At 35.2% G+C, this 22,064-nt stretch carries 19 protein-coding genes and 2 other annotated features; of the genes, 16 read left to right on the forward strand and 3 right to left on the reverse strand.

What is annotated here, in order from left to right; translation table 11 throughout:
• Positions 1-163: 163 nt before the first annotated feature.
• From nrdR to rplT, 7 genes are all read left to right on the forward strand, one after another.
• Entirely contained in the window at positions 164-634 is a 471-nt protein-coding gene (nrdR, locus tag ACX6U0_RS20780; RefSeq protein ID WP_464961729.1) for a transcriptional regulator NrdR, read from the forward strand.
• 36 nt (positions 635-670) lie between these two features.
• Positions 671-2,092 carry a replication initiation and membrane attachment family protein gene (locus ACX6U0_RS20785; RefSeq protein ID WP_464961730.1) on the forward strand — a complete coding sequence of 474 codons (1,422 nt, stop codon included), beginning with the start codon at positions 671-673 and terminating at the stop codon, positions 2,090-2,092.
• A 12-nt stretch (positions 2,093-2,104) separates the two neighbouring features.
• Positions 2,105-3,046 (forward strand): primosomal protein DnaI, encoded by a 942-nt coding sequence (gene dnaI / locus ACX6U0_RS20790; RefSeq protein WP_464961731.1) that lies wholly within the window; start codon positions 2,105-2,107, stop codon positions 3,044-3,046.
• A gap of 105 nt (positions 3,047-3,151) precedes the next feature.
• Positions 3,152-3,985, forward strand: a complete 834-nt coding sequence (ytxC, locus tag ACX6U0_RS20795) for a sporulation protein YtxC (RefSeq protein ID WP_464961732.1) — start codon at positions 3,152-3,154, stop codon at positions 3,983-3,985.
• Between the two features lie 134 nt (positions 3,986-4,119).
• Positions 4,120-4,245: a sequence feature (ribosomal protein L20 leader region), on the forward strand.
• Positions 4,246-4,325: 80 nt separating this feature from the next.
• Positions 4,326-4,826, forward strand: a complete 501-nt coding sequence (gene infC, locus ACX6U0_RS20800; protein ID WP_142289526.1) for a translation initiation factor IF-3 — start codon at positions 4,326-4,328, stop codon at positions 4,824-4,826.
• A 23-nt stretch (positions 4,827-4,849) separates the two neighbouring features.
• Positions 4,850-5,050: a 50S ribosomal protein L35 gene (gene rpmI, locus ACX6U0_RS20805; RefSeq protein WP_025568429.1), complete on the forward strand. Its 201-nt coding sequence runs from the start codon at positions 4,850-4,852 to the stop codon at positions 5,048-5,050.
• 41 nt (positions 5,051-5,091) lie between these two features.
• A complete protein-coding gene (gene rplT / locus ACX6U0_RS20810) occupies positions 5,092-5,448 on the forward strand; it encodes a 50S ribosomal protein L20 (RefSeq protein ID WP_088002945.1) in 357 nt (118 codons plus the stop codon).
• An 82-nt stretch (positions 5,449-5,530) separates the two neighbouring features.
• Here the strand turns inward: rplT and ACX6U0_RS20815 are convergent, their stop codons facing one another.
• The gene (locus ACX6U0_RS20815) at positions 5,531-6,352 is read right to left on the reverse strand and encodes an MBL fold metallo-hydrolase (RefSeq protein ID WP_464961733.1); all 822 of its coding nucleotides are present in this window, start codon (positions 6,350-6,352) and stop codon (positions 5,531-5,533) included.
• 183 nt (positions 6,353-6,535) lie between these two features.
• A complete protein-coding gene (locus ACX6U0_RS20820) occupies positions 6,536-7,618 on the reverse strand; it encodes a nitric oxide synthase oxygenase (protein WP_464961734.1) in 1,083 nt (360 codons plus the stop codon).
• 200 nt (positions 7,619-7,818) lie between these two features.
• On the opposite strand from ACX6U0_RS20820, the gene ACX6U0_RS20825 reads away from it, so the two are divergent.
• From ACX6U0_RS20825 to ACX6U0_RS20840, 4 genes are all read left to right on the forward strand, one after another.
• On the forward strand, positions 7,819-9,228 hold the full coding sequence (locus ACX6U0_RS20825; protein WP_464961735.1) for an MATE family efflux transporter: 1,410 nt from the start codon (positions 7,819-7,821) through the stop codon (positions 9,226-9,228).
• An 88-nt stretch (positions 9,229-9,316) separates the two neighbouring features.
• Positions 9,317-10,408, forward strand: coding sequence for a M42 family metallopeptidase (locus ACX6U0_RS20830; protein WP_464961736.1), 1,092 nt, complete (start codon positions 9,317-9,319; stop codon positions 10,406-10,408).
• 639 nt (positions 10,409-11,047) lie between these two features.
• Positions 11,048-12,250, forward strand: coding sequence for a quaternary amine ABC transporter ATP-binding protein (locus ACX6U0_RS20835; RefSeq protein WP_464961737.1), 1,203 nt, complete (start codon positions 11,048-11,050; stop codon positions 12,248-12,250).
• Between the two features lie 4 nt (positions 12,251-12,254).
• Positions 12,255-13,988, forward strand: coding sequence for a glycine betaine ABC transporter substrate-binding protein (locus ACX6U0_RS20840; RefSeq protein ID WP_464961738.1), 1,734 nt, complete (start codon positions 12,255-12,257; stop codon positions 13,986-13,988).
• Positions 13,989-14,074: 86 nt separating this feature from the next.
• Here ACX6U0_RS20840 and sspI read toward each other — a convergent pair whose 3' ends face one another.
• Positions 14,075-14,284 (reverse strand): small acid-soluble spore protein SspI, encoded by a 210-nt coding sequence (sspI, locus tag ACX6U0_RS20845; protein WP_464961739.1) that lies wholly within the window; start codon positions 14,282-14,284, stop codon positions 14,075-14,077.
• A gap of 104 nt (positions 14,285-14,388) precedes the next feature.
• On the opposite strand from sspI, the gene ACX6U0_RS20850 reads away from it, so the two are divergent.
• From ACX6U0_RS20850 to ACX6U0_RS20870, 5 genes are all read left to right on the forward strand, one after another.
• Positions 14,389-15,138: a TrmH family RNA methyltransferase gene (locus tag ACX6U0_RS20850; RefSeq protein ID WP_464961740.1), complete on the forward strand. Its 750-nt coding sequence runs from the start codon at positions 14,389-14,391 to the stop codon at positions 15,136-15,138.
• 386 nt (positions 15,139-15,524) lie between these two features.
• Positions 15,525-15,768, forward strand: a binding site (T-box leader).
• A 67-nt stretch (positions 15,769-15,835) separates the two neighbouring features.
• Positions 15,836-16,870 carry a phenylalanine--tRNA ligase subunit alpha gene (gene pheS / locus ACX6U0_RS20855; protein WP_464961741.1) on the forward strand — a complete coding sequence of 345 codons (1,035 nt, stop codon included), beginning with the start codon at positions 15,836-15,838 and terminating at the stop codon, positions 16,868-16,870.
• 18 nt (positions 16,871-16,888) lie between these two features.
• Positions 16,889-19,303 (forward strand): phenylalanine--tRNA ligase subunit beta, encoded by a 2,415-nt coding sequence (pheT, locus tag ACX6U0_RS20860; RefSeq protein WP_464961742.1) that lies wholly within the window; start codon positions 16,889-16,891, stop codon positions 19,301-19,303.
• Between the two features lie 232 nt (positions 19,304-19,535).
• Positions 19,536-20,756, forward strand: a complete 1,221-nt coding sequence (locus ACX6U0_RS20865; RefSeq protein ID WP_464961743.1) for an exosporium glycoprotein BclB-related protein — start codon at positions 19,536-19,538, stop codon at positions 20,754-20,756.
• Positions 20,757-21,327: 571 nt separating this feature from the next.
• Positions 21,328-22,064, forward strand: a 737-nt coding sequence (locus ACX6U0_RS20870) for a collagen-like domain-containing protein (protein WP_464961744.1), incomplete at its 3' end; no start/stop codon positions are given.

Raw genomic sequence — 22,064 nt, forward strand, 5'->3', positions numbered from 1 at the left:
CCAGTTAAGGTTAAAAAGCAACCTTATCTGTTCATCGTCTTATGCTTGTCGGGGCAGAGCGAACGCCTTCCACATTTCTTGCTTTAGTTTATTTGAATTTTGTTATAGTATAGAGTTATAATAGTCTGTTTAACAAAACTGTGTTTGGAGTTGAAATGAAACGATGAGATGTCCAACATGTAATTATAATGGGACAAGAGTACTTGATAGCAGACCAGTGGATGAAGGTCGATCAATTAGAAGAAGACGTGAATGTGAAGAATGTCAGCATCGTTTTACTACCTTTGAACGAGTAGAGGATAATCCTATTTTAGTTGTTAAAAAAGAGGGAGCTCGTGAAGAGTTTAGTAAAGATAAGATGTTAAGAGGTCTTATTAAGGCATGCGAAAAACGCCCTGTATCATTATCTCAACTTGAAGGCATTATTAATAATATAGAAAAAGAATTAAAAAATAGTGGTACATCTGAGGTTCCAAGTGAAGTTTTAGGTGAAATGGTTATGGAGCATTTATCTAAAGTTGATGAAGTTGCATATGTTCGATTTGCATCAGTTTATCGTCAATTCAAGGATATAAATGTATTCATTGATGAATTAAAAGATTTAATTAGCAAAGAGCGAGGTAAGGACGATTAATACTTCGCTCTTTTGATACAAGAAAGGATTGTTTGAATGTCTATTGATAAGCAACATTGGATGGATGTTCTACCTGCAGATCCTTACACGGTAATGGCTGCAGGATATTTACATAATTTCCACAGACAGGTATTGACGATGTTGTATCAACCAATCATCGGAAGTCAGGCATTAAGCTTGTACATGACTTTATGGAGTGAATGTGAACAAACAGACCTCAATCCAAATAATTTAACACATCATTCTTTAATGCTTGGGATGAGAACAAATTTAAAGACAATTTATGAGCAAAGATTAATGTTAGAAGGAATCGGTTTACTTAAAGTGTATGAAGGGTCCGAAGAAGGTACTAAGAAGTTACTTTATGAACTTCAATCTCCGCTTGATCCCCATTCTTTTTTTGAAGATCCTATATTAAATATCTTCCTTTTCAAAACAATCGGTAAAACTCAATATCAACGTGCGAAAAACTTTTTTAGTAGACAGGCTTTTTCAAAAGAAGGCTATCGTGATATTTCAAGGTCGTTTGATTCTGTTTTTCAAACCGTTACAATGGAACAACTACATGAAATACAAAAAAGTAATGAGATCACTCAAAGTGATACGGAAAATACAAGGTTGTTAAAAGAGCAACAGCCTTTAAAGATTTCTGTAAAAATGGAAGAGTTTGATTATGATTTATTTTTAGATGGTTTATCAGATTCATTTGTTCCTAAACGTTCTTTTACTGCAGAAGTTAAAGAAACTATTTTAAAGCTAGCATTTTTATATGGAATTAACCCAATTCAAATGAAAACGATAGTCATGCGTGCATTAAACGATGAAAATAAAATTAATACTGAATCTCTTCGTTTAGAAGCAAGAGAATGGTATCAATTTCAACATCATGAAGCATTGCCTACAATCGTTGAGAAGGTTCAACCAATTCAGCATAGAGAGCTGAAAGCTGAACCAACTACACAGGAAGAAAAACTAATACAATGCTTTGAAACGATTTCACCTCGTCAGTATTTAAAAGAGATTTCTGGCGGTGCAGAGCCAAGTGAGGCAGATTTAAAAATTATTGAAGAAATTATGATTGATCAAAAGTTACTTCCTGGAGTAGCAAATGTATTAATTGACTATGTAATGATTCGTTTAGATAAGAAATTATCTAGAAATTATATAATAAAAATTGCAAGCCACTGGGCAAGAAAAGGTGTAACAACTGTTAAGCAAGCGATGGATCTTGCTCGAAAAGAATTTGAAGAGACAAGACAGGGTACAACAGTTGCGAAGGCAAGAACGGGGAATAGACGAAATAAAGCAATTCGTACAGAAATCGTACCTGACTGGTTACAGCCAAGTGAAGCAACTGCAGCTCCAATTACTCCAGAGGCAAATGATACTTCAGTAGATGAAGAAAGAAAAAGATTAGAAAAAGAACTTGAGATGTTCAAAAATAAGAAAAAACGGTAATGGGAGGACGAAATGGAACCTATTCAAAACGCATTCTCTGCCTTAATGAAAAATAAACAATTCCAAGATACATTTGAAAAAATGCGACATGAAGTCCGCAGTCACCCAAAAGTTGCACCATTTTTAATTCAAAATAAAAATGAAATTACAGATGATATGATCGATAAAAGCTTAAATAAGCTTTATGAGTATATAGGTCAGAGTGTCGAATGTCATGATTGCCCTACTTTTGAGGGATGTAAAAATTTGGTTCAGGGCTATCATCCGCATTTAATCATACAAGGAAAAAGAATTGATGTTCAGTATGATCGATGTCCAAATGGCATAAAGAATGATCAGCGTAAAAAACATGAAGCTTTAATTAAGTGTTTGTACTTACCGAAAGATGTGCTACAAGCTTCTATGTCTAATTTATCTTTAGATGATTCTGGGCGATTTGAAGCTATTTCAGCTGCAAGACAATTTATTATGAACTATGAAAAAGGAAAAATGATGCAAGGGTTATATTTACACGGTCCATTTGGTGTAGGTAAAACATATATTCTTGGTGCAATCGCGAATGAATTAGCAGAAGAAGGAATTTCTTCAATGCTTGTTTATTTACCTGAGTTTTTACGTGAATTAAAAAGCTCAATTAGTGAAGGAACTTTAGAAGAAAAAATAGAAGCTGTTAAAAAAGTTGAAGTATTAATGCTTGATGACATAGGTGCCGAACAAATGTCAAGTTGGGCAAGGGATGAAATATTAGGTACGATTCTTCAATATCGTATGCTTGAAAAATTACCAACCTTCTTTACTTCAAACGCAGATATAACTCAGTTAGAACACCATTTAACATATTCTCAACGCGGAGAAGAAGAACGAGTAAAAGCAGCTCGCATTGTAGATCGCGTTAAATATTTAGCGAAGCCAATCAGTATTTCTGGTTCAAATCGAAGACATTTCACATCATAAAAACAAAAATGCCGTAAAATCACGATTCTAAGTGATTTTACGGCATTTTTTAATTCACTTCTTAATATATATAGGACTAGGTGGTGCTTGAAAGGGGGGAACAGGGTGATTGAAATTTTTTTCAATGAACCCATTGATGCAGCTTATGTCTACGACCGATTACAAAAACGCTTAAAAAATCAATCGAGACCATACTTTCTAAGAAAACACAAAATGAATACATTATTAATTACTTTTCCTCAAAATACTGAAGAGTTAATAAAAAGTATCTTAGTGCCAACGCTAGTACAATTTATTTTACTTCAAAAAGAAGATAAGTGGATTCAATCCATTTTACATACATCTTTTTTCTATGAGGAAGTTGAACAACAGCAAATCATTCCAATTGCACAGTCCTTATTAAGAGGGACAAGAAGAAGCGTACCAAACCAGAAGAAAATACGGAAAAGCAAACAATTGATTACTAACGCAATTTTTCAATATGTAAAGGACGGAATAAGCTTTAGTTTTGATTCGTTCATTACATTTCGCTTAAAAGAATATAATAAGCAGCTAGCCTATGTATGTGAAATCGCAATCGATGAATACAAATTAGAAAATGAATATCAAAACTTAATTGAAAATTTAAGACAACAAGTATTAAAATCAGATTCACTTATTCCGAATGTCCATATTGTTTATGATGGGAAATTTAGTGTGTATGATCATTTACTTTTACCAATTTCAAAAGAGCTATTAAGGGAATATGGAAAAGAAATCAAAAACCGGGAATACATTGATAATGAATTGATTGTTCCATTAGCTGCAATCGCACCAAAAAGAATTCATTTATACACAGCAACAGTAGATTTAGCACTAATTGTTACTATTCAAAATATCTTTCAAGAACGGGTACACATACATACTTTACAAGACTTTACACAAGAAAAATCGAAATGAATTTTATGAAAATAAAAAAATGATTGTCATAAATAAGTTTCTTTGCTATAATAAATTTCGTTGCGAATAAAACATACGAATCTTGACAACATCGTGTCGCTATGTTATAGTAACGTAAGAAAAGAATACTTATTTGTTTGAAGTAGAAGCACCCGCTTCTCACCTGGATGACGCTGTAGGCTGTTGTCAGGTAACAGAATCATTATTACTTTGATACTGTCAGTGTGGGTGTATTTATATACCCACACTTTTTTATTGAGTTTGAGGTTTGCTTCAATAAAAACAAATTAAGGTAATTCTTACAATACCCTGGAGGTGTTTTACTATTAGCAAAGACATGATGGTAAACGAAGGAATTCGTGCACGTGAAGTTCGTTTAATTGGTCCTAACGGAGATCAACTTGGTATCAAGACTAAACAAGAGGCTCTAGAGTTAGCATCTAATGTTAACCTTGATCTAGTAATGGTTGCACCAACGGCAAAACCACCTGTATGTCGTATCATGGACTACGGTAAATTCCGTTTTGAGCAACAAAAGAAAGACAAGGAAAGCCGTAAAAACCAAAAAATTATTAGCATGAAAGAAGTTCGTTTAAGTCCTACTATTGAAGAGCATGACTTTAACACAAAACTTCGTAATGCAATTAAGTTCTTAGAAAAAGGCGATAAAGTTAAAGCGTCTATACGATTCAAAGGACGCGCTATTACGCATAAGGAAATAGGACAAAGAGTACTTGACCGTTTCTCGGCTGCTTGTGCAGAAGTTGCAACTGTTGAGACACATCCAAAAATGGATGGTCGTAGTATGTTCTTAGTCTTAGCACCTAAAAACGAAAAGTAATTTATTTGAGGAGGAAACACGATATGCCTAAAATGAAAACTCACCGTGGTTCAGCAAAACGTTTTAAAAAGACTGGATCTGGTAAATTAAAACGTGGTCGTGCATACACTAGCCACTTATTCGCTAATAAATCTACTAAAGCAAAACGTAAATTACGTAAAGCTTCATTAGTAAGCAAAGGCGATTTCAAACGTATTCGCTTCATGCTTACAAACATGAAATAAGAACGATAACGGATTAGATAGATATCTAGGAGGGAAATAATATGCCAAGAGTTAAAGGCGGTACAGTTACACGCGCTCGTCGTAAAAAGGTTATTAAATTAGCAAAAGGTTATTACGGTTCAAAACATACATTATTCAAAGTTGCAAACCAACAAGTGATGAAATCACTTATGTATGCATACCGTGACCGTCGTCAGAAAAAACGTGATTTCCGTAAATTATGGATCACTCGTATCAACGCGGCTGCTCGTATGAACGGTCTTTCTTACAGCCGTTTAATGCACGGTTTAAAATTAGCTGGTATCGAAGTTAACCGTAAAATGTTAGCTGACATTGCAGTAACAGACGAAAAAGCATTTGCTGAATTAGCAAACGCTGCAAAAGCTAACTTAAAATAATATCATTAAAAATCCTTAACATGTAGATGTTAAGGATTTTTTTATTTTATTAGATTTTCAGGCTATGCGTTGACTGAACCTTTTAAGAAAGACAATATTCTCTTCTCATATTCTTAACATTGCACTCATGACAAAACTTAGTAAATGCAGACGGAAATAAAAATTCCTTTTCTAGAAGACTGATTGCTTGTTCATCTTCATTTTGTACAGCTTGCTGTAGACGGGTTAAATAATCTTTTGCAAAGGAAATACGATTGATTGCATCTACCTTTGAATCACTTACTTTACCGTGACCTGGTATCAATAATGAAAATTGTTTGTTTGTTATCAATTCAGATGCTTTTTCCAATGTTTTGTAATAACTTTTTACACTATCAAAGACGATTGGAAGCTCAAAATCAGATAAATAATCCCCTGTAATCCAAACATCTAACTGATCAATATAAAGGAATAAACCATCCTTTGTATGTCCTGGTGACAGATAAAAAACTAAAGTTGTGTTCCCAATTTTAATTGTTTGTTCGTCTTCGGATATGATCAAATCAATTTCAGGAAATCGAATAGGATGATTATGTTGAATATAATGATCTAAATAAAATTGTTTAATTTTTCCTACCTTGATTTCTTTTTCAGGGTGATTATGTAGATGGATACTTCCAATTGTAGTTGCATCTGGGAAGGCATGGTAACCAATTACATGGTCAAAATCGCCATGAGTAAAGAATAAATAAATAGGTCGTTCTTTTCTAATTTCATCTACATACTTTCTAATTTCATTAATTTCATTCGGAAGCCAAGTTGGATCAACTACTATAATACAATCCTCTGTTTCAACAACTGTTGAATTCGTCTGAAATAATGCACTTTGAAAAACGGTTACGTGTTTATTTTTAAAAAGTATCATTGAATTCTCCTTTTTACCTTTAATTTGAAATCTGGATATTTTCATTTTAACAAAATTAACAAGTGAGAAGGTGAGAAATGGAATTGTTTTAAAACGGAAAAAAGCGTGCTCAGAAAATGTTTCTTAGCACGCTTTATTTTTGTTCTTTTTTGATTAGTGTTCATCAAGCAATGATTAATACTTTTAAGTGTTTTTATTGTTGGGAAAAAAATTAGGTTTGATGATTGTGTTCTCATATCTATTATGGAATATATGCGTTGTTGCTGGCGACATTGGAGGTATAAGCCATCCCCAGTTACCTGTAATTTCTCTTCCACATGCTGATTCTTGTTTTTCGAATTGTTGAAATTGCTGAGCTGCTGAATGGTGATCAACAATACTAACACCATTTTTTTTGAAAGAATATAAAACTGCGATATTTAATTCAACTAATGCACGGTCTTTCCATAATGTACTGTTCCTTTTTGTATCTAATCCAATCAATTCTGCCACCTGAGGAAGCATATTATAACGGAATTCGTCAGCGAAGTTTCGTGCACCAATTTCAGTTCCCATGTACCAACCATTAAATGGAGCAGCACTATATGTGATTCCTCCAATTTCTAACCGCATATCTGAAATCATTGGTACTGCATACCATTTTGCTTGTAATGATGAAAAATCAAATTCAGGATGCTCAATTGGAACTTCTAAAATGACTTCACGAGGAACAGAAAACCATTTTTGCTTTTGTCCATCTATAGAATAAACAATCGGTAACAAGTCATAATTTGTTTTCTTTCCTTCCCAACCTAGTTTTTCACATTTTTTTGTAAAAGGAATTGAGATGGGATCACCAATGATACCTTGATCTGTTTCATAGCCAGCATATCGCAGAAGCTGATGGTTATGAATTTGAATACAGTTATTTTCACCTAAGTAAGGTTTGAAAATTGTAATGGTCGGAAGAATCTTACCAGAATTTGTTGCGTAACTGATGTGATGAATGATTTCTTGTTTTACACCTTCATCATCGTTAATATGACGAGCATCTAAAACGTGAAGTTTATCCCAAAATAATCTACCAATACACCGGTTACTATTTCTCCAAGCTAACTTAGCACCATGTTCGATTTCTTCATAGGTATGTGTATAAAAGCCAGTTGATTTAATTTCAATTTCAATATCTTTTAAACGTTCTTCTATTCGTTCAGCGATATTAAGCTCTTCGTAGCATTGTGTAATAAAACTTTTTGCTTCTTTATATAATACAGTTGTTGTAATCATTATTGTCTCCAAGGTTTGTATTTAAAAATGTACTTATACATTGTAAGCTTAAATATTCTTCCCTTCAAATCGTATTTATGAAATTAGTGTGAATTTTGATTGGAATATGTAATAAATTGATGATTGAATTATTTATCTAATGACAATTATTCTGTTACGATGAGTAATAGAGTACTATTTTATAGAAATGGAGGAATATGATGTTTAAGCCAAAAAACCTACAAGGCAATCAATTAACTGAAGGACCTATCGCGAAAACATTATTCTTCTTTTCATTGCCAATGTTATTAGGAAATGTACTTCAGTCTTTAAATGGATCGATTAACTCGATTTGGGTAGGGAAATTTTTAGGTGAACAAGCTTTAGCAGCTACTTCTAATGCCAATATATTAATGTTCTTCTTATCTGGAGCTATTTTTGGAATTTCTATGGCGGCTGTTATTTTAGTTGCACAAAATATAGGTGCCAAGAATATTAATGAAGCGAAAAGAGTAGTAGGTACAAGCTTAGCATTATTTATTGCCCTCTCTTTAATAGTAGCCATCATAGGATTTGTTTTTTCTCCAACCATCTTAAAGCTTATGAATACACCGGGAGATACAATTGATTTTGCGATTTCTTATACTCGTATGATGTTTTTAGGTACGCCATTTATGTTTGCTTACACTTTAGTTATGGCGATTATGAGAGGATCTGGTGATTCGAAAACGCCATTTTACTTTTTACTTCTATCTGTGGGATTAGATGTGATATTAAATCCATTTTTCATTAAAGGAATTGGCCCTTTTCCTGAAATGGGAATATCAGGATCTGGTTTGGCTTCTTTAATAGCTCAAACAATTAGTTTTATTTTATTAGTGATAACGATTTATTCAAGGAAGTATTTTTTAAGACTACAAAAAGAAGAGTTAAACTTAGTTAGATTTGATTGGGGCTTAATAAAGGTACTAATAGTAAAAGGTATACCGCTGGGTTTACAAATGATTGTTGTATCTTCAGCAAATTTAGCACTCTTTCATTTAGTTAATTCTTTTGGATCTGAATCAACAGCTGCTTTTGGGGTAGCATTCCAGCTTTCAAGTTATATTCAAATGCCTGCAATGGCAATTGGTGGAGCAGTGACATCTATGGTAGCACAGTGTATTGGTGCCGGTAAGTTAGAAAGAATAGGCCGTATTGCTTTAAACGGTGTTTTGTTCAATGTGATTTGGACAGGTGGTCTAGTTCTTTTATTAAATATTTTTAGCGAAGAAGCTTTTTCATTATTTTTACCAACGACGGGTCATGCAATTGATTTAGGGATTACAATTAGTTATATTATGTTTTGGCCATATATCTTATTTGGGGTAACACTGGTTCTTTCAGGTGTAGTCAGATCAACTGGAGCAGTTATGCCTCCATTATTATTTACTTTTTGTGCGATGTGGCTAGTTCGGAATCCAATCGCATATTATTTAGGACATCAGTATGGCTTTTTAAGTATTTGGTGGAGTTTTGGAATTGCATTTACAGTAGCAGTATTATGTCATATCCTTTACTACTTTTTTGGAAATTGGAAGAAAGCTACTTTTCAACATGGTCCAAAAGGAAGAGTAAAGGAAGTAGGCTAAACATTTAATATTCTTATGATTTTGTCAAAAAGATACGCTAATTGTATAATAGATAATGTACATAAACTTTAATTAGAAAAAAGGATGGATGACCTTGTCTACTTTAGATGCTAAGTTACAAATGTTAAAAGAGTTAACAGATGCAAATGGTGTAGCTGGTTTTGAGCATGAACCACGCGAAGTAATGAAGAAGTATATAACGCCTTTTGCTGATGAAGTTACGACAGATAATTTAGGTAGCTTAATTGCTGTGAAAACAGGAGATGCTAATGGCCCAAGAATTGAGGTTGCTGGGCATCTTGATGAAGTTGGATTTATGGTTACACAGATTGATGATAAAGGCTTTTTACGTTTTCAAACAATCGGTGGATGGTGGTCTCAGGTAATGCTAGCTCAACGCGTTACGATTTCTACTAAAGAAGGTAATGTTACAGGTATTATTGGATCAAAACCACCGCATATTATGAGTCCTGAAGCGAGAAGAAAAGTAGTCGATATTAAAGATATGTTTATTGATATCGGTGCTTCAAGTAAAGAAGAGGCATTAGAATTTGGAGTGCGTCCTGGGGATCAAGTCGTTCCTTATTTTGAATTCCAAACAATGAAAAATGAAAAATTATTATTAGCAAAAGCATGGGATAACCGTATTGGTTGTGCAATTGCGATTGATGTATTAGAACAATTACAAAACCAACCGCATCCAAATATCGTGTTTGGTGTTGGTACAGTACAAGAAGAAGTAGGTCTACGTGGTGCTAGAACATCTACATATAAAATTGAACCAGATATTGGATTCGCATTAGATGTTGGTGTTGCAGGTGATATGCCTGGAGTATCAGAAAGAGAAGCACAAGGTAAATTAGGAAAAGGTCCTCAAATTGTTCTTTATGATGCTTCAATGGTCTCTCATAAAGATTTGCGTGAGTTTGTTGTAAATGTAGCTGAAGAAATCGGAGTTCCGTATCAATATGAAGCAATGCCTGGTGGAGGAACAGATGCAGGCGCAATGCATATCACAATGAAAGGTGTACCATCGCTTGCAATTACAATTCCAACTAGATATATTCATTCTCATTCTGGAATCCTACACCGTGATGACTATGAAAATACAGTCAAGCTGATTGTAGAAGTTATTAAACGTTTAGATCGTGAAACAGTTGATCGTTTAACTTATAACTAAGTAAACAAATCCCTCAAGCATCCTCTTGAGGGGTTTTTATTTTGTTTATTTTTGTTAAGAGTAATAGAATTTATTGCTCCTATTAATACTATTCAATTTAAAAATATTTTTTTGGAATACTTTTTAGTGGGAAAAGCCAAGTTTTTATTAAGTTTAGTTAAAAATCGTTACTTTTCTGTAATAATTATTGACAATAGCAAAACGCTTGGGTCCGAGAGGTTCAGAACAATATAACTTAAAAAATGGAATAATTTGGCTAAAACTCTGTAATCAAATGTATTAGTGTTAACATTGTTCTGACATAGTTTTGTCATAGTTTCTTGTTAACATTAATAGCAGATAAACATTCCACTACCTTTAAATGGTCCTGGAGCGACAATTCTTCTTCAAATAGAAACAAAATAGTAGCGTGCCAAGACTTTTTAAGTACTTGGCTACTTTTATTTTAGATGCTTTCTAAAAAATGTTGCTTTTGAAACTCTGATTTTAAACAATATTTTACAAAACATCCTTAATTTTCACGCTATATTGCATGTTTATTTTTTGGAATATTCTTTCTTTAAAAAGCTGCCTTCAATATAAAAGAAAGTTGTATTAGAAAAAGGTTTTATTTTAAAAATTTTAAAACGAGGTGAGTTGATGAAATCAAAAGTTGTAGTGAAAAATGTGACGAAGGTTTTCGGTAAATCGCCTAAGAATGCCATAAAATTACTTGAGAAAGGTTACTCAAAAAAAGAAATTTTAAAAGAAACTGGCGTAACAATAGGTGTAAATGATGCGAATTTTGAAATTTATCCAGGTGAAATATTTGTGGTTATGGGTTTATCAGGCAGCGGTAAATCGACATTAATAAGAATGTTAAATCGATTAATCGACCCAACAACTGGTCAAATTCTGATAGATGATGAAGATATAGTGAAAATGAATGCTCAGCAGTTAAGGGATGTTCGACGAAAAAAGATTAGCATGGTATTTCAAAACTTTGCATTATTCCCACATAAAACAGTTCTTGAAAATACGGAATATGGTCTTGAAATACAAAATATTTCTGCATTGGAAAGAACAGAAAAAGCAAAAAAATCTTTAGAAATTGTTGGCTTAAAAGGCTATGAAAATCAATACCCTTCACAACTAAGTGGAGGTATGCAGCAAAGGGTTGGTCTAGCGAGAGCTCTTACAAGTGATACTGATATTTTGCTTATGGATGAGGCCTTCAGTGCGCTCGATCCATTAATCAGAAAAGACATGCAGGATGAATTATTAGAGTTACAAGAGACGATGAAAAAGACAATTATTTTTATTACCCATGATCTTGATGAAGCATTAAGAATTGGTGACCGAATTGCACTAATGAAGGATGGCCATATTATTCAAATTGGTTCGCCTGAAGAAATTATGGTGAATCCAGCTAATGAATATGTAGAGCGATTTGTAGAAGATGTTGATTTGTCAAAAGTATTAACAGCAGCGAATGTTCTTAAGCGTGCTGAAAGAATAACGCCAGACCGTGGTCCTAGGGTAGCTCTGCAAATCATGAGAGATCAAGGATATTCAAGTATTTTTGTTGTAGATCGTAGATTAAAATTACTTGGAGCAATTACAGCTGATGACGCATCGCATGCACTGAAAGAAAATAAAAGTGTTGAAGAAGTCATGCAAAAAGATATTGTGGTAGTTTCTGAAGATACACTTCTTACAGATGTAATCGAATCGCTTGCGACTTCCGTTCTCCCACTTGCTGTTGTTGACAAAGAAAACCGATTAAAAGGTGTCATTATCAGAGGTGCGGTAATTGGAGCACTTGCGGGTAAAAAAGAAGATTTAAATATTAAAGGGGGTTAATGTAATGGGGATGCATAAATTACCGTTAGCAGATTGGATTGATACAATCGTTGATTGGATCATTAAATATTTCAATCCGCTATTCAGTACAATCACAAACATCACAGAAACCCTATTAGATATCTTTGTGAAGGTTTTAGGAATGGGACCGTCGATTGTTTTAATAGTATTAATATCGCTTTTAGCGTTTTATACAAGTCGATGGACAGTAGGGTTATTTACATTTATAGGTTTACTATTAATCGATAATTTAGGACTTTGGGATGCAACAATTGAATCATTAGCATTAATATTATCCTCGGTTATTATAACGATGGTCATAGGGATTCCACTTGGTATATGGGCTTCGCAAAACGATCGAGTGAAACAAGTCATTACGCCGATACTCGATTTTATGCAAACAATGCCGGCATTTGTGTATTTGATACCAGCAATTCTCTTTTTCGGGATTGGTGTTGTGCCAGGTATTTTAGCATCGGTGATTTTCGCAGTACCACCAACAATTAGACTTACCAATCTTGGTATAAGAGAAGTTCCTAATGACTTAATAGAAGCGACAAATGCATTTGGTTCAACTACTTGGCAAAAACTCGTAAAAGTACAACTACCATTGGCTGCACCTACGATTTTAGCAGGTATTAATCAAAGTATAATGTTATCACTTTCGATGGTCGTTATCGCATCATTAGTTGGTGCGCCAGGTTTAGGTGCAGAGGTTTATCGTGCTGTTACACAAATTAAAGTTGGTGAAGGATTCGAAGCTGGTCTATCAATTGTCATCATTGCAATCATTTTAGACAGAATCTCACAAAACTTACGTAAACCTGTTTATGGAAATAAGTTTACTAAAAAATACGTATATGGTTTTTTTACTCTAATCTTTTTCATTTCTTTCATTGCTACTGCCTTTACTGTAGGTACAAAAGACCAAACGTCTACTAATAAAGTAGGGGATCAGGTACATTATGAAATTACAGGGATTGATCCAGGAGCAGGTTTGATGAAGGCTACCGAAAAAGCAATGAGTGATTATGGCTTAAAAGATTGGACCTTAAAAGAAGGATCTTCAGCTGCAATGACTGCAGAACTCAAAAAAGCTTATGATCAAAAAGAGCCAATCATTGTTACAGGCTGGACGCCTCACTGGATGTTTACAAAATATAAATTGAAGTATTTAGAAGATCCTAAAGGTTCATTTGGAAAAGATGAATCGATTCACACGATTGTACGTAAAGGATTAAAAGAAGAAAATCCTGGTGCTTACAAAATTCTTAATCAATTTTATTGGAAACCTTCTGATATGGAAAACGTAATGAGTGATGTACAAGAAGGAACAAAGCCAGAGGAAGCTGCTAAAAAATGGGTGGAAAAAAATAATGATATCGTAGCCAAGTGGACGAAAGATGTGCCTAAAGGCAATGGAGAAAAAGTAAGCCTTGTATATGTTGCTTGGGAATCAGAAATTGCCAGTACGAATGTGATAGGTACAGTATTAAAACAACATGGTTATGATGTAACTTTAAAACAAGTTGAAGCAGGCCCTATGTTTGCAGGTGTGGCTGACGGAAGTGCAGATGCATTAGTAGCAGCATGGCTACCAACTACACATAGTGATTATATAAATGAATATAAAAGTAAGCTAGTTAATCTTGGACCGAACTTAGAAGGTACAAAATTAGGATTAACTGTTCCAGAATATATGGATATTGATTCGATAGAAGATCTAAAAAAACAATAATTAACAAAAGAAGCCTCGAGCAATCTGTTCGAGGCTTCTACTTTTTTAAGTTAAAAAAGGCTAAAACAAAGTGAAGGTGTACCTTGTTAACCTTGTACTCCGCTTTCAATAACAGCTAATAACTCATGTTTTTGCTCTTCTGAAGCATGATTCCAAAATAACTCTAGTAAAACACCTAATCCAGGTAATACTTTTTCCTCACCACTTTGAATTGCATCTACGATTGTTGCCTCTAATTGATCACTTTTATTACCAGTAATATTGTGAAGAACTGCTCCACGAATGTTGAAATTCATTTGTATTCTCCTTTCATATTGTGCTTTAAGTAGTATTTGTAAACAGTATCAAATTTATGTATTATTAACTTTATGATATACGAAGAAAGGTATAAGGTTATAATATGAAACGAATTGATTCGATACAAAATAACTCTGTTAAATCTTGGAAAAAACTACATACAAAAAAGGGTCGAGAGAAATCAAAACAATATATTGTAGAAGGTTTTCATCTAGTAGAAGAAGCAATTAAGAATGATGCACCGATACTTCATTTATTAATTTCTGAAGAAATCGACATCCCATCAAACTTTTCACCGGGCTCTTTTGAGTTAACATATATTTCTAAAGAAGTTAGTAAAGAATTAAGTGAAACCGAAACGACACAAGGTATATATGCAATTATCGAATTTTCATATATGAGAGTAAACTTTGAAAACGTCTCTAAATTATTATTAATTGATGAAGTACAGGATCCTGGAAACGTTGGTACTATGATCAGAACGGCGGACGCAGCCGGATTTGATGCAGTTATACTTGGGACAGGGACAAGCGATTTATATAATTCGAAAACGATTCGTTCAACACAAGGCTCTATATTCCATATGCCTATTTTACGTGGAGACTTATTCGAAGTGATTTCGGAGTTAAAAGAACAGGGTATAACTGTATACGGAACTTCATTACAAAATGCAAAACCGTTTAATGAAATCAAAGCATCTAATCGATTTGCAATTATTGTTGGCAATGAAGGAAAAGGAGTTAATTCTAGCCTACTTACTTTATCAGATGAAAACCTTTATATCCCAATTTACGGCAAAGCAGAATCATTAAACGTCGGTATCGCAGCGGGAATATTAATGTATAGCTTATAAAAAAAGAGGTGCATATTCTGCATCTTTTTTGCTTTTTTTTGGCATATCCCAGATAGCAAAAATACTACTTCCTTTGCGTGACTTACATCATCCGTTTGATTTTCTATTAATGAAATTGATTTAATATTTTTTTACCTATATTAAAGTTATAAGTAAACATTGAGATGGTTAATAATATAATAATTGAAATTCCAACTATTAACTGATTTCTAATTTTCAAATCAAAAATTCCTCCAATTTGACTATATTCAATTATTTATATGATTCTCGTCCCATAATGAATTAGTTTTTTGTGGAGTCATCAAGATAAAGTGATAGAAAATCATATGTAGAGCAGTTGCAATAATTCAAAAATATCACTATAATAAGTTAAGAAAATTTAATATATAAAAGCGATGATAGAGACTAGTAAATTTAAGTACCCTATATAGGGAGAAAGTGCCTAAGACTGAAAGCACTTTTATAGGAAATTAAATTGAATTCACCTCTTGAGCTGGCGCCGGGACCATTATATATGTAAAGGCGACTCGGTCTAATAGACCGTTACATGAATGAAGTGAGCAGTTAGTAAGTGCAACTATGCATTAACTGTTAATTAGGGTGGTACCGCGATCAATCCTCGTCCCTTTTTGGGAGCGAGGTTTTTTTATGTTTAAAAATGTATGAAAAAAATGGTAGAGGTATAGGAGGAATAAAGATGCAAGAGCGTTTAGTTTCTTTACAAGCAGAAGCGATTAAACAAATTGAAGAGGCTCAAGATTTAAAAGCCTTAAATGAAGTACGTATCGCTTACCTTGGAAAAAAGGGTCCAATTACAGAGGCAATGAAAGCAATGAAGGATTTATCTCCTGAAGAGCGTCCAAAAATGGGAGCAGTTGCAAATGAAGTACGTGCAGCAATTCAAGAAAAACTTGAGGCTAAACAAGTTTTACTAGAACAAAATGCCATTAATGAAAAATTAGAAAGCGAAAGTATCGATGTAACATTACCAGGACGTCCTGTTCAAGCTGGTGGTGTGCATCCTTTAAAAGCAGTCATTCAAGAAATTGAAGACTTATTTATCGGAATGGGTTATGAGGTTGTTGAAGGACCTGAAGTTGAAAAAGATTATTATAACTTCGAAGCACTAAATCTTCCAAAAGGTCACCCTGCTCGTGATATGCAGGATTCATTCTATATTACAGAAGAAACATTAATGAGAACTCATACATCTCCAGTTCAAGCAAGAACAATGGAAGCGAATGTAGAAAAAGGACCAATCAAAATTATTTGTCCAGGAAAAGTTTACCGTCGTGATGATGATGACGCTACTCACTCACACCAATTTATGCAAATTGAAGGGTTAGTAATTGGTGAAAACATTTCAATGAGTGATTTAAAAGGAACATTACAACTTTTTGCGAAAAAAATGTTTGGTGAAGATAGAGAAATTCGTTTACGTCCAAGTTTCTTCCCATTTACTGAACCATCAGTAGAAATGGATATTTCTTGCATGAAGTGTGGAGGAAAAGGCTGTAATATGTGTAAACATACAGGTTGGATCGAAATTTTAGGTGCAGGTATGGTTCATCCAAATGTACTTGATATGGCTGGTTACAACTCGAAGGAAGTTCAAGGATTTGCATTTGGAATGGGTCCTGAGCGTATTGCACTGTTAAAATACGGCATTGATGATATTCGTCATTTCTATACAAACGATATTAGATTCTTAAAGCAATTCCAACAAATGTAAGGTAGGAGGGGACAAAACATGTTTGTTTCAACAAAATGGTTACAAGAATACGTTGATTTAAGTGGTGTAACACCAGAAGAACTTGCAAAATTAATCACAAAAGCTGGTATTGAAGTTGAAGGTGTAAACAATCTTTCTGAAGGAATAAAAAATGTTGTAGTAGGCTATGTAATGGAACGTGAACAACATCCAGAAGCTGATAAATTATCTAAATGTACAGTAGATGTTGGAGAAGAACAGCCTGTACAAATTATTTGTGGTGCACCGAATGTTGCTAAAGGTCAAAAAGTTATCGTTGCAAAAATTGGTGCGGTATTACCTGGAAACTTCAAAATTAAAAAAGCAAAATTGCGTGGTGAAGTTTCTGAAGGAATGATTTGTTCTCTTCAAGAACTTGGAGTTGAAGGGAAAGTAGTTGGGAAGGAATTTTCGAACGGAATTTTCGTTTTACCTAATGATGCAGAAGTTGGAGCGGATGCATTAGAAGTTCTACACCGCGATGACGCTGTATTAGAATTAGGTTTAACACCAAATCGTGCGGATTGTTTAAATATGATTGGAGTAGCTTATGAAGTTGCTGCAATTTTAGATAAAGAAGTGAAACTACCAACTGTTGGAACTGAAGAGACTGGATCTGCAGACTTTATTAATGTTTCAGTAGAATCAAAGGAAGATGCACCATACTATAGCGCGAAATTAGTTAAGGGTGTAAAAGTTGCTCCTTCTCCATTATGGATGCAGGCTCGTTTAATGAGTGCTGGTATTCGCCCAATTAATAATATTGTTGATATTACAAACTATATTTTAATTGAATACGGTCAACCATTACATGCATTTGATAACAACAAGCTTAATAGTAAACAAATCATCGTTAGACATGCAAAATCTAATGAAAAAATTACAACATTAGATGGAGAAGAACGTACATTACAACCGCATCATTTAGTGATTGCGACAGAAAAGGAAGCAGTTGCGATTGCTGGTGTAATGGGTGGTCAAACAACTGAGGTTGATGAGAACACTGTAGATGTTTTAATTGAATCAGCTGTTTTCAAGGGTCAAACAGTTCGTCAAACATCAAAAGACCTAGGTTTACGTAGTGAATCAAGTGCTCGTTTTGAAAAAGGAATTGATTCATCTCGTACTTACTCTGCATCTGAACGTGCTGCGCAGTTAATGGCAGAGCTTGCAGGAGGTACGATTGTAGAGGGCACTGTAGTTGCTAATCATATTGTTAATAACGCACCAGAAGTTTCTGTTTCAGTTAGCAAAATAAATAATGTACTTGGTACTTCAATTGATGCTGATACGGTTAAAGATATTTTCCGTCGATTACGATTAGAAGCGAAACAAGATGGAGAACTTTTCACAGTCACAGTTCCTAGTCGCCGCGGAGATATTACGATTGAAGAAGACTTAGTTGAAGAAGTAGGAAGAATGTACGGATACGACCATATCCCTGCAACATTGCCAACAGGAGTAGCTAGCCGTGGACAATTAACTGTATATCAAGCAAAACGCCGTAAAGCTCGTCAGTTTTTACAACATGCAGGATTATTTGAAGCAGTTACTTATTCACTAACTAGTAATAGTAAAGTAAAACGTTTTGCATTAGAAACTGGTGAAGCTAAGCCAGTTCGTTTATCTTTACCAATGAGTGAAGAACGAAGTGAATTACGCTTTAGTTTAGTACCTCATCTATTAGATGCAGTAGCTTATAATGTTGCTCGTAAAGAGGAAAATGTACAATTATTTGAAACAGGCTCAGTTTTCTTAACATTAGAGAAAAATGAACTTCCACGTGAAGAAGAGTATTTAGCAGGTGCTTTAACAGGAGCATGGTTACAGCATGCATGGCAAGGTGAGAAAAAAGCTGTTGATTTTTATGTAGTAAAAGGAATATTAGATGGTTTATTTAATGAATTAGGCCTTTCTGATAAAATTTCTTATGTTGCTGCAAAAAAAGAAGACCTACATCCAGGTCGAACAGCAAGTATATTAGTAAATAACGAAGAAATTGGATTCGTTGGTCAAGTACATCCTGTAACCGAAAAAGAATGGGATATTAAAGAGACATATGTTTTCCAATTATCGCTAGCAAAATTATTCAATACAGAAGTAGATGATATTTTATATAACGCAATTCCACGTTTCCCAGCTATGAATCGTGATATGGCACTTGTAGTAGATTCAACTGTTTTTGCTGGAGATATTTTATCTACAATTCGTCAAGCAGGTGGAAAACTATTAAAAGATGCAATCATTTTTGACTTATATGAAGGTGATAAAATGGAAGCAGGTAAAAAATCTGTTGCCTTTTCACTAACTTATTTTGATCCAGAGCGTACATTAACAGACGAAGAAGTTACAAAAGCTCATCAAAAAGTATTAAAAGCAGTTGAAGAAAGTCATAATGCTCAGTTAAGGGGCTAATGATAAATCAACTTAGTATAATTTAGAGTAAGAGTAAAGAACCAGGAATCTAATTGATTCCTGGTTTTTTCTCTTTTTAGGCGATTTCGGTCAATCATAAAAAGAATTTAAATAGAATAATCACCTATTTTTTTCCATTTATTACTCATTTTTGTAATGAGAACGAACCAATTTGTCCTTTTTTTATACTATAAATTGTACAACTAATTTATTAAACGAGAGGTGTTTTTAATTGCCATTACCACCACCAAGATCGCCATTTCCGCCATTTCCACCAGAACCACCATTTCCACCATTTGGTTCAACAGGTCCAACAGGTCCAACAGGCCCAACAGGCCCAGCAGGCCAAATTGGCCCAACGGGTGTAACAGGCCCTCAAGGTGAAAGAGGAAAAAGAGGTAAAGACGGAGACGACGGAGAAAGAGGAAAAAGAGGACATATGGGACCAATGGGTCCAATGGGGCCAATGGGACCAATGGGTCCGATGGGAGCAACGGGAGCAACAGGAGCAACTGGACCTTCAGGAGGACCTCCAGGAGCAACGGGAGCAACAGGCGCACAAGGATTACCAGGAGCAACGGGAGCAACAGGTGCACCAGGATTACCAGGAGCAACGGGAGCGACAGGTGCACCAGGAGCAACAGGGGCAACGGGAGATCCAGGAACAGCAGGAGCAACAGGAGCAACGGGAGCAACAGGAGCGACAGGAGCAACGGGAGATCCAGGATTACCAGGAGCAACTGGAGCAACAGGAGCACCAGGAACAGCAGGAGCGACAGGAGCGACAGGAGCGACAGGAGCGACAGGGGCAACAGGAGATCCAGGAACAGCAGGAGCGACAGGAGCAACAGGAGCGACAGGCGCACCAGGAGCAACAGGGGCGACAGGAGCACCAGGAACAGCAGGAGCGACTGGAGTAACAGGAGCAACAGGCATACCAGGAGCATCCGCAATCATCCCATTTGCATCAGGTCTTCCAGTAGAATTAACATCAGCTTTATTTAATACAGCTGGAACACAAGGATTAATTGGATTCGGCGACTCTGGGACTGTTGTAACACTTCTTGGAGGACCAATCAATTTAGCAGGTGGACCAGGATTATTACAAAACTTAGCATTTTCTATGCCTCGTGCAGGAGTTTTAACTTCAATTTCTGCATACTTTAGCACAACTGCAGCCTTAAATTTATTAGGCACAATTACAATCACAGCTAGAGTTTATACTTCCCCGACACCGAATAATATCTTTACTCAGGTCGCAAGTGTACCATTGACTCCAAGTTTATCAGGTATTTTAGCCTTGGGTGCAATCAGTTCGGTTACAGCAGCATTACCAAATATTCCTGTGACTGCAGGAACTAGAGTATTAGTAGTATTTACAGCAGACTCAGATGGACTAGATCTTGCAACTGTTGTTGCTGGTTATGCTAGCGCTGGACTATCAATTAATTAACTTTGATTCTTAAAGAATAGAATGATAATGTCTTGCTTTACCCTACTTTATTTATAATCTTTCGTCTTGTAATGAATGGAAGATTTTAAGTAAGTAGGGTTTTTTATTCTTCAAAATAGAGGAACTACTGGTTAATAACTTTTATTTCAATTAATTACATATCTCTTCTGGTTCACAATATTGTTTCAGCAAATAATGTAGCAACAGATTTAGATATATTAATTTGTATAATGCTGCCTGTTATTTTCAATATTTCTTAGGTGAATCAGATTGAAATATAAATTACTGTAGGATTAAGTAGCTCAGTATTAAATTTAACTATCCTACTATTCTACTAGGTCTAACAGTTTTTTCTGAACTCTTTGCTATTAAAGTGCAAGTGGATAACTATTTATTTAAAATAGTAATTTATTCTATTAGTTGCTCTAACTCACTTTTATTTATTAGTTTTCACCTTTGAATGATAAATAGTGATTAGAGCTTTTATTTGAAAATTTCTGGATTTATTGAAACCAAATTGTGCTTAGATATATAAAATATGAAGAAAGAAAACTAAAAGAGGTGTATTTTTGTGCCACCACCAAGACCACCTTTCCCACCAGATCCACCTTCTAGCCATGGCCCTACTGGTCCAACAGGCGCCACTGGACCAACAGGAGTAACGGGTGCAATTGGGGATCAAGGAGAAAGAGGAAGAAGAGGTAAAGAAGGAAAAAAGGGGGAAAGAGGAAAAAAAGGATTAAAGGGTGAAACAGGGGCTACCGGTCCAATAGGAAAAACTGGTTCAACAGGAATAACTGGTCCAACAGGAATAACGGGTGAAGCAGGACCAACGGGAGTAACGGGATCAACAGGACTAATGGGATCAACGGGAGCAACCGGACTAATGGGATCAACGGGAGCAACCGGAGCGACAGGGTTAACGGGTGAAACTGGTCCAACAGGGTTAACGGGAATAACAGGACCAACGGGATCAACAGGTGAAACGGGAGTAACAGGATTAACTGGACCAACAGGATCAACAGGAGAAACGGGTCCAACGGGAGAAACAGGGTCAACAGGGTCAACCGGAGTAACAGGATCAACAGGAGAAACAGGACCAACGGGAGTAACGGGATCAACAGGACTAATGGGATCAACGGGAGCAACCGGAGCGACAGGGTTAACGGGTGAAACTGGGTCAACAGGGTTAACGGGAATAACAGGACCAACGGGATCAACAGGTGAAACGGGAGTAACAGGATTAACTGGACCAACAGGATCAACAGGAGAAACGGGTCCAACGGGAGAAACAGGGTCAACAGGGTC

The organism is Gottfriedia sp. ABJ_BB2_2 (assembly GCF_055484705.1).

Bases quoted from the DNA above. Each gene is read 5' to 3' on its own strand.
- nrdR (WP_464961729.1), top strand. From the start codon at position 164: ATGAGATGTCCAACATGTAATTATAATGGGACAAGAGTACTTGATAGC.
- ACX6U0_RS20785 (WP_464961730.1), top strand. From the start codon at position 671: ATGTCTATTGATAAGCAACATTGGATGGATGTTCTACCTGCAGATCCT.
- dnaI (WP_464961731.1), top strand. From the start codon at position 2,105: ATGGAACCTATTCAAAACGCATTCTCTGCCTTAATGAAAAATAAACAA.
- infC (WP_142289526.1), top strand. From the start codon at position 4,326: ATGGTAAACGAAGGAATTCGTGCACGTGAAGTTCGTTTAATTGGTCCT.
- rpmI (WP_025568429.1), top strand. From the start codon at position 4,850: ATGCCTAAAATGAAAACTCACCGTGGTTCAGCAAAACGTTTTAAAAAG.
- rplT (WP_088002945.1), top strand. From the start codon at position 5,092: ATGCCAAGAGTTAAAGGCGGTACAGTTACACGCGCTCGTCGTAAAAAG.
- ACX6U0_RS20815 (WP_464961733.1), bottom strand. From the start codon at position 6,352: ATGATACTTTTTAAAAATAAACACGTAACCGTTTTTCAAAGTGCATTA.
- ACX6U0_RS20820 (WP_464961734.1), bottom strand. From the start codon at position 7,618: ATGATTACAACAACTGTATTATATAAAGAAGCAAAAAGTTTTATTACA.
- ACX6U0_RS20825 (WP_464961735.1), top strand. From the start codon at position 7,819: ATGTTTAAGCCAAAAAACCTACAAGGCAATCAATTAACTGAAGGACCT.
- ACX6U0_RS20830 (WP_464961736.1), top strand. From the start codon at position 9,317: ATGACCTTGTCTACTTTAGATGCTAAGTTACAAATGTTAAAAGAGTTA.
- ACX6U0_RS20835 (WP_464961737.1), top strand. From the start codon at position 11,048: ATGAAATCAAAAGTTGTAGTGAAAAATGTGACGAAGGTTTTCGGTAAA.
- ACX6U0_RS20840 (WP_464961738.1), top strand. From the start codon at position 12,255: ATGGGGATGCATAAATTACCGTTAGCAGATTGGATTGATACAATCGTT.
- sspI (WP_464961739.1), bottom strand. From the start codon at position 14,284: ATGAATTTCAACATTCGTGGAGCAGTTCTTCACAATATTACTGGTAAT.
- ACX6U0_RS20850 (WP_464961740.1), top strand. From the start codon at position 14,389: ATGAAACGAATTGATTCGATACAAAATAACTCTGTTAAATCTTGGAAA.
- pheS (WP_464961741.1), top strand. From the start codon at position 15,836: ATGCAAGAGCGTTTAGTTTCTTTACAAGCAGAAGCGATTAAACAAATT.
- pheT (WP_464961742.1), top strand. From the start codon at position 16,889: ATGTTTGTTTCAACAAAATGGTTACAAGAATACGTTGATTTAAGTGGT.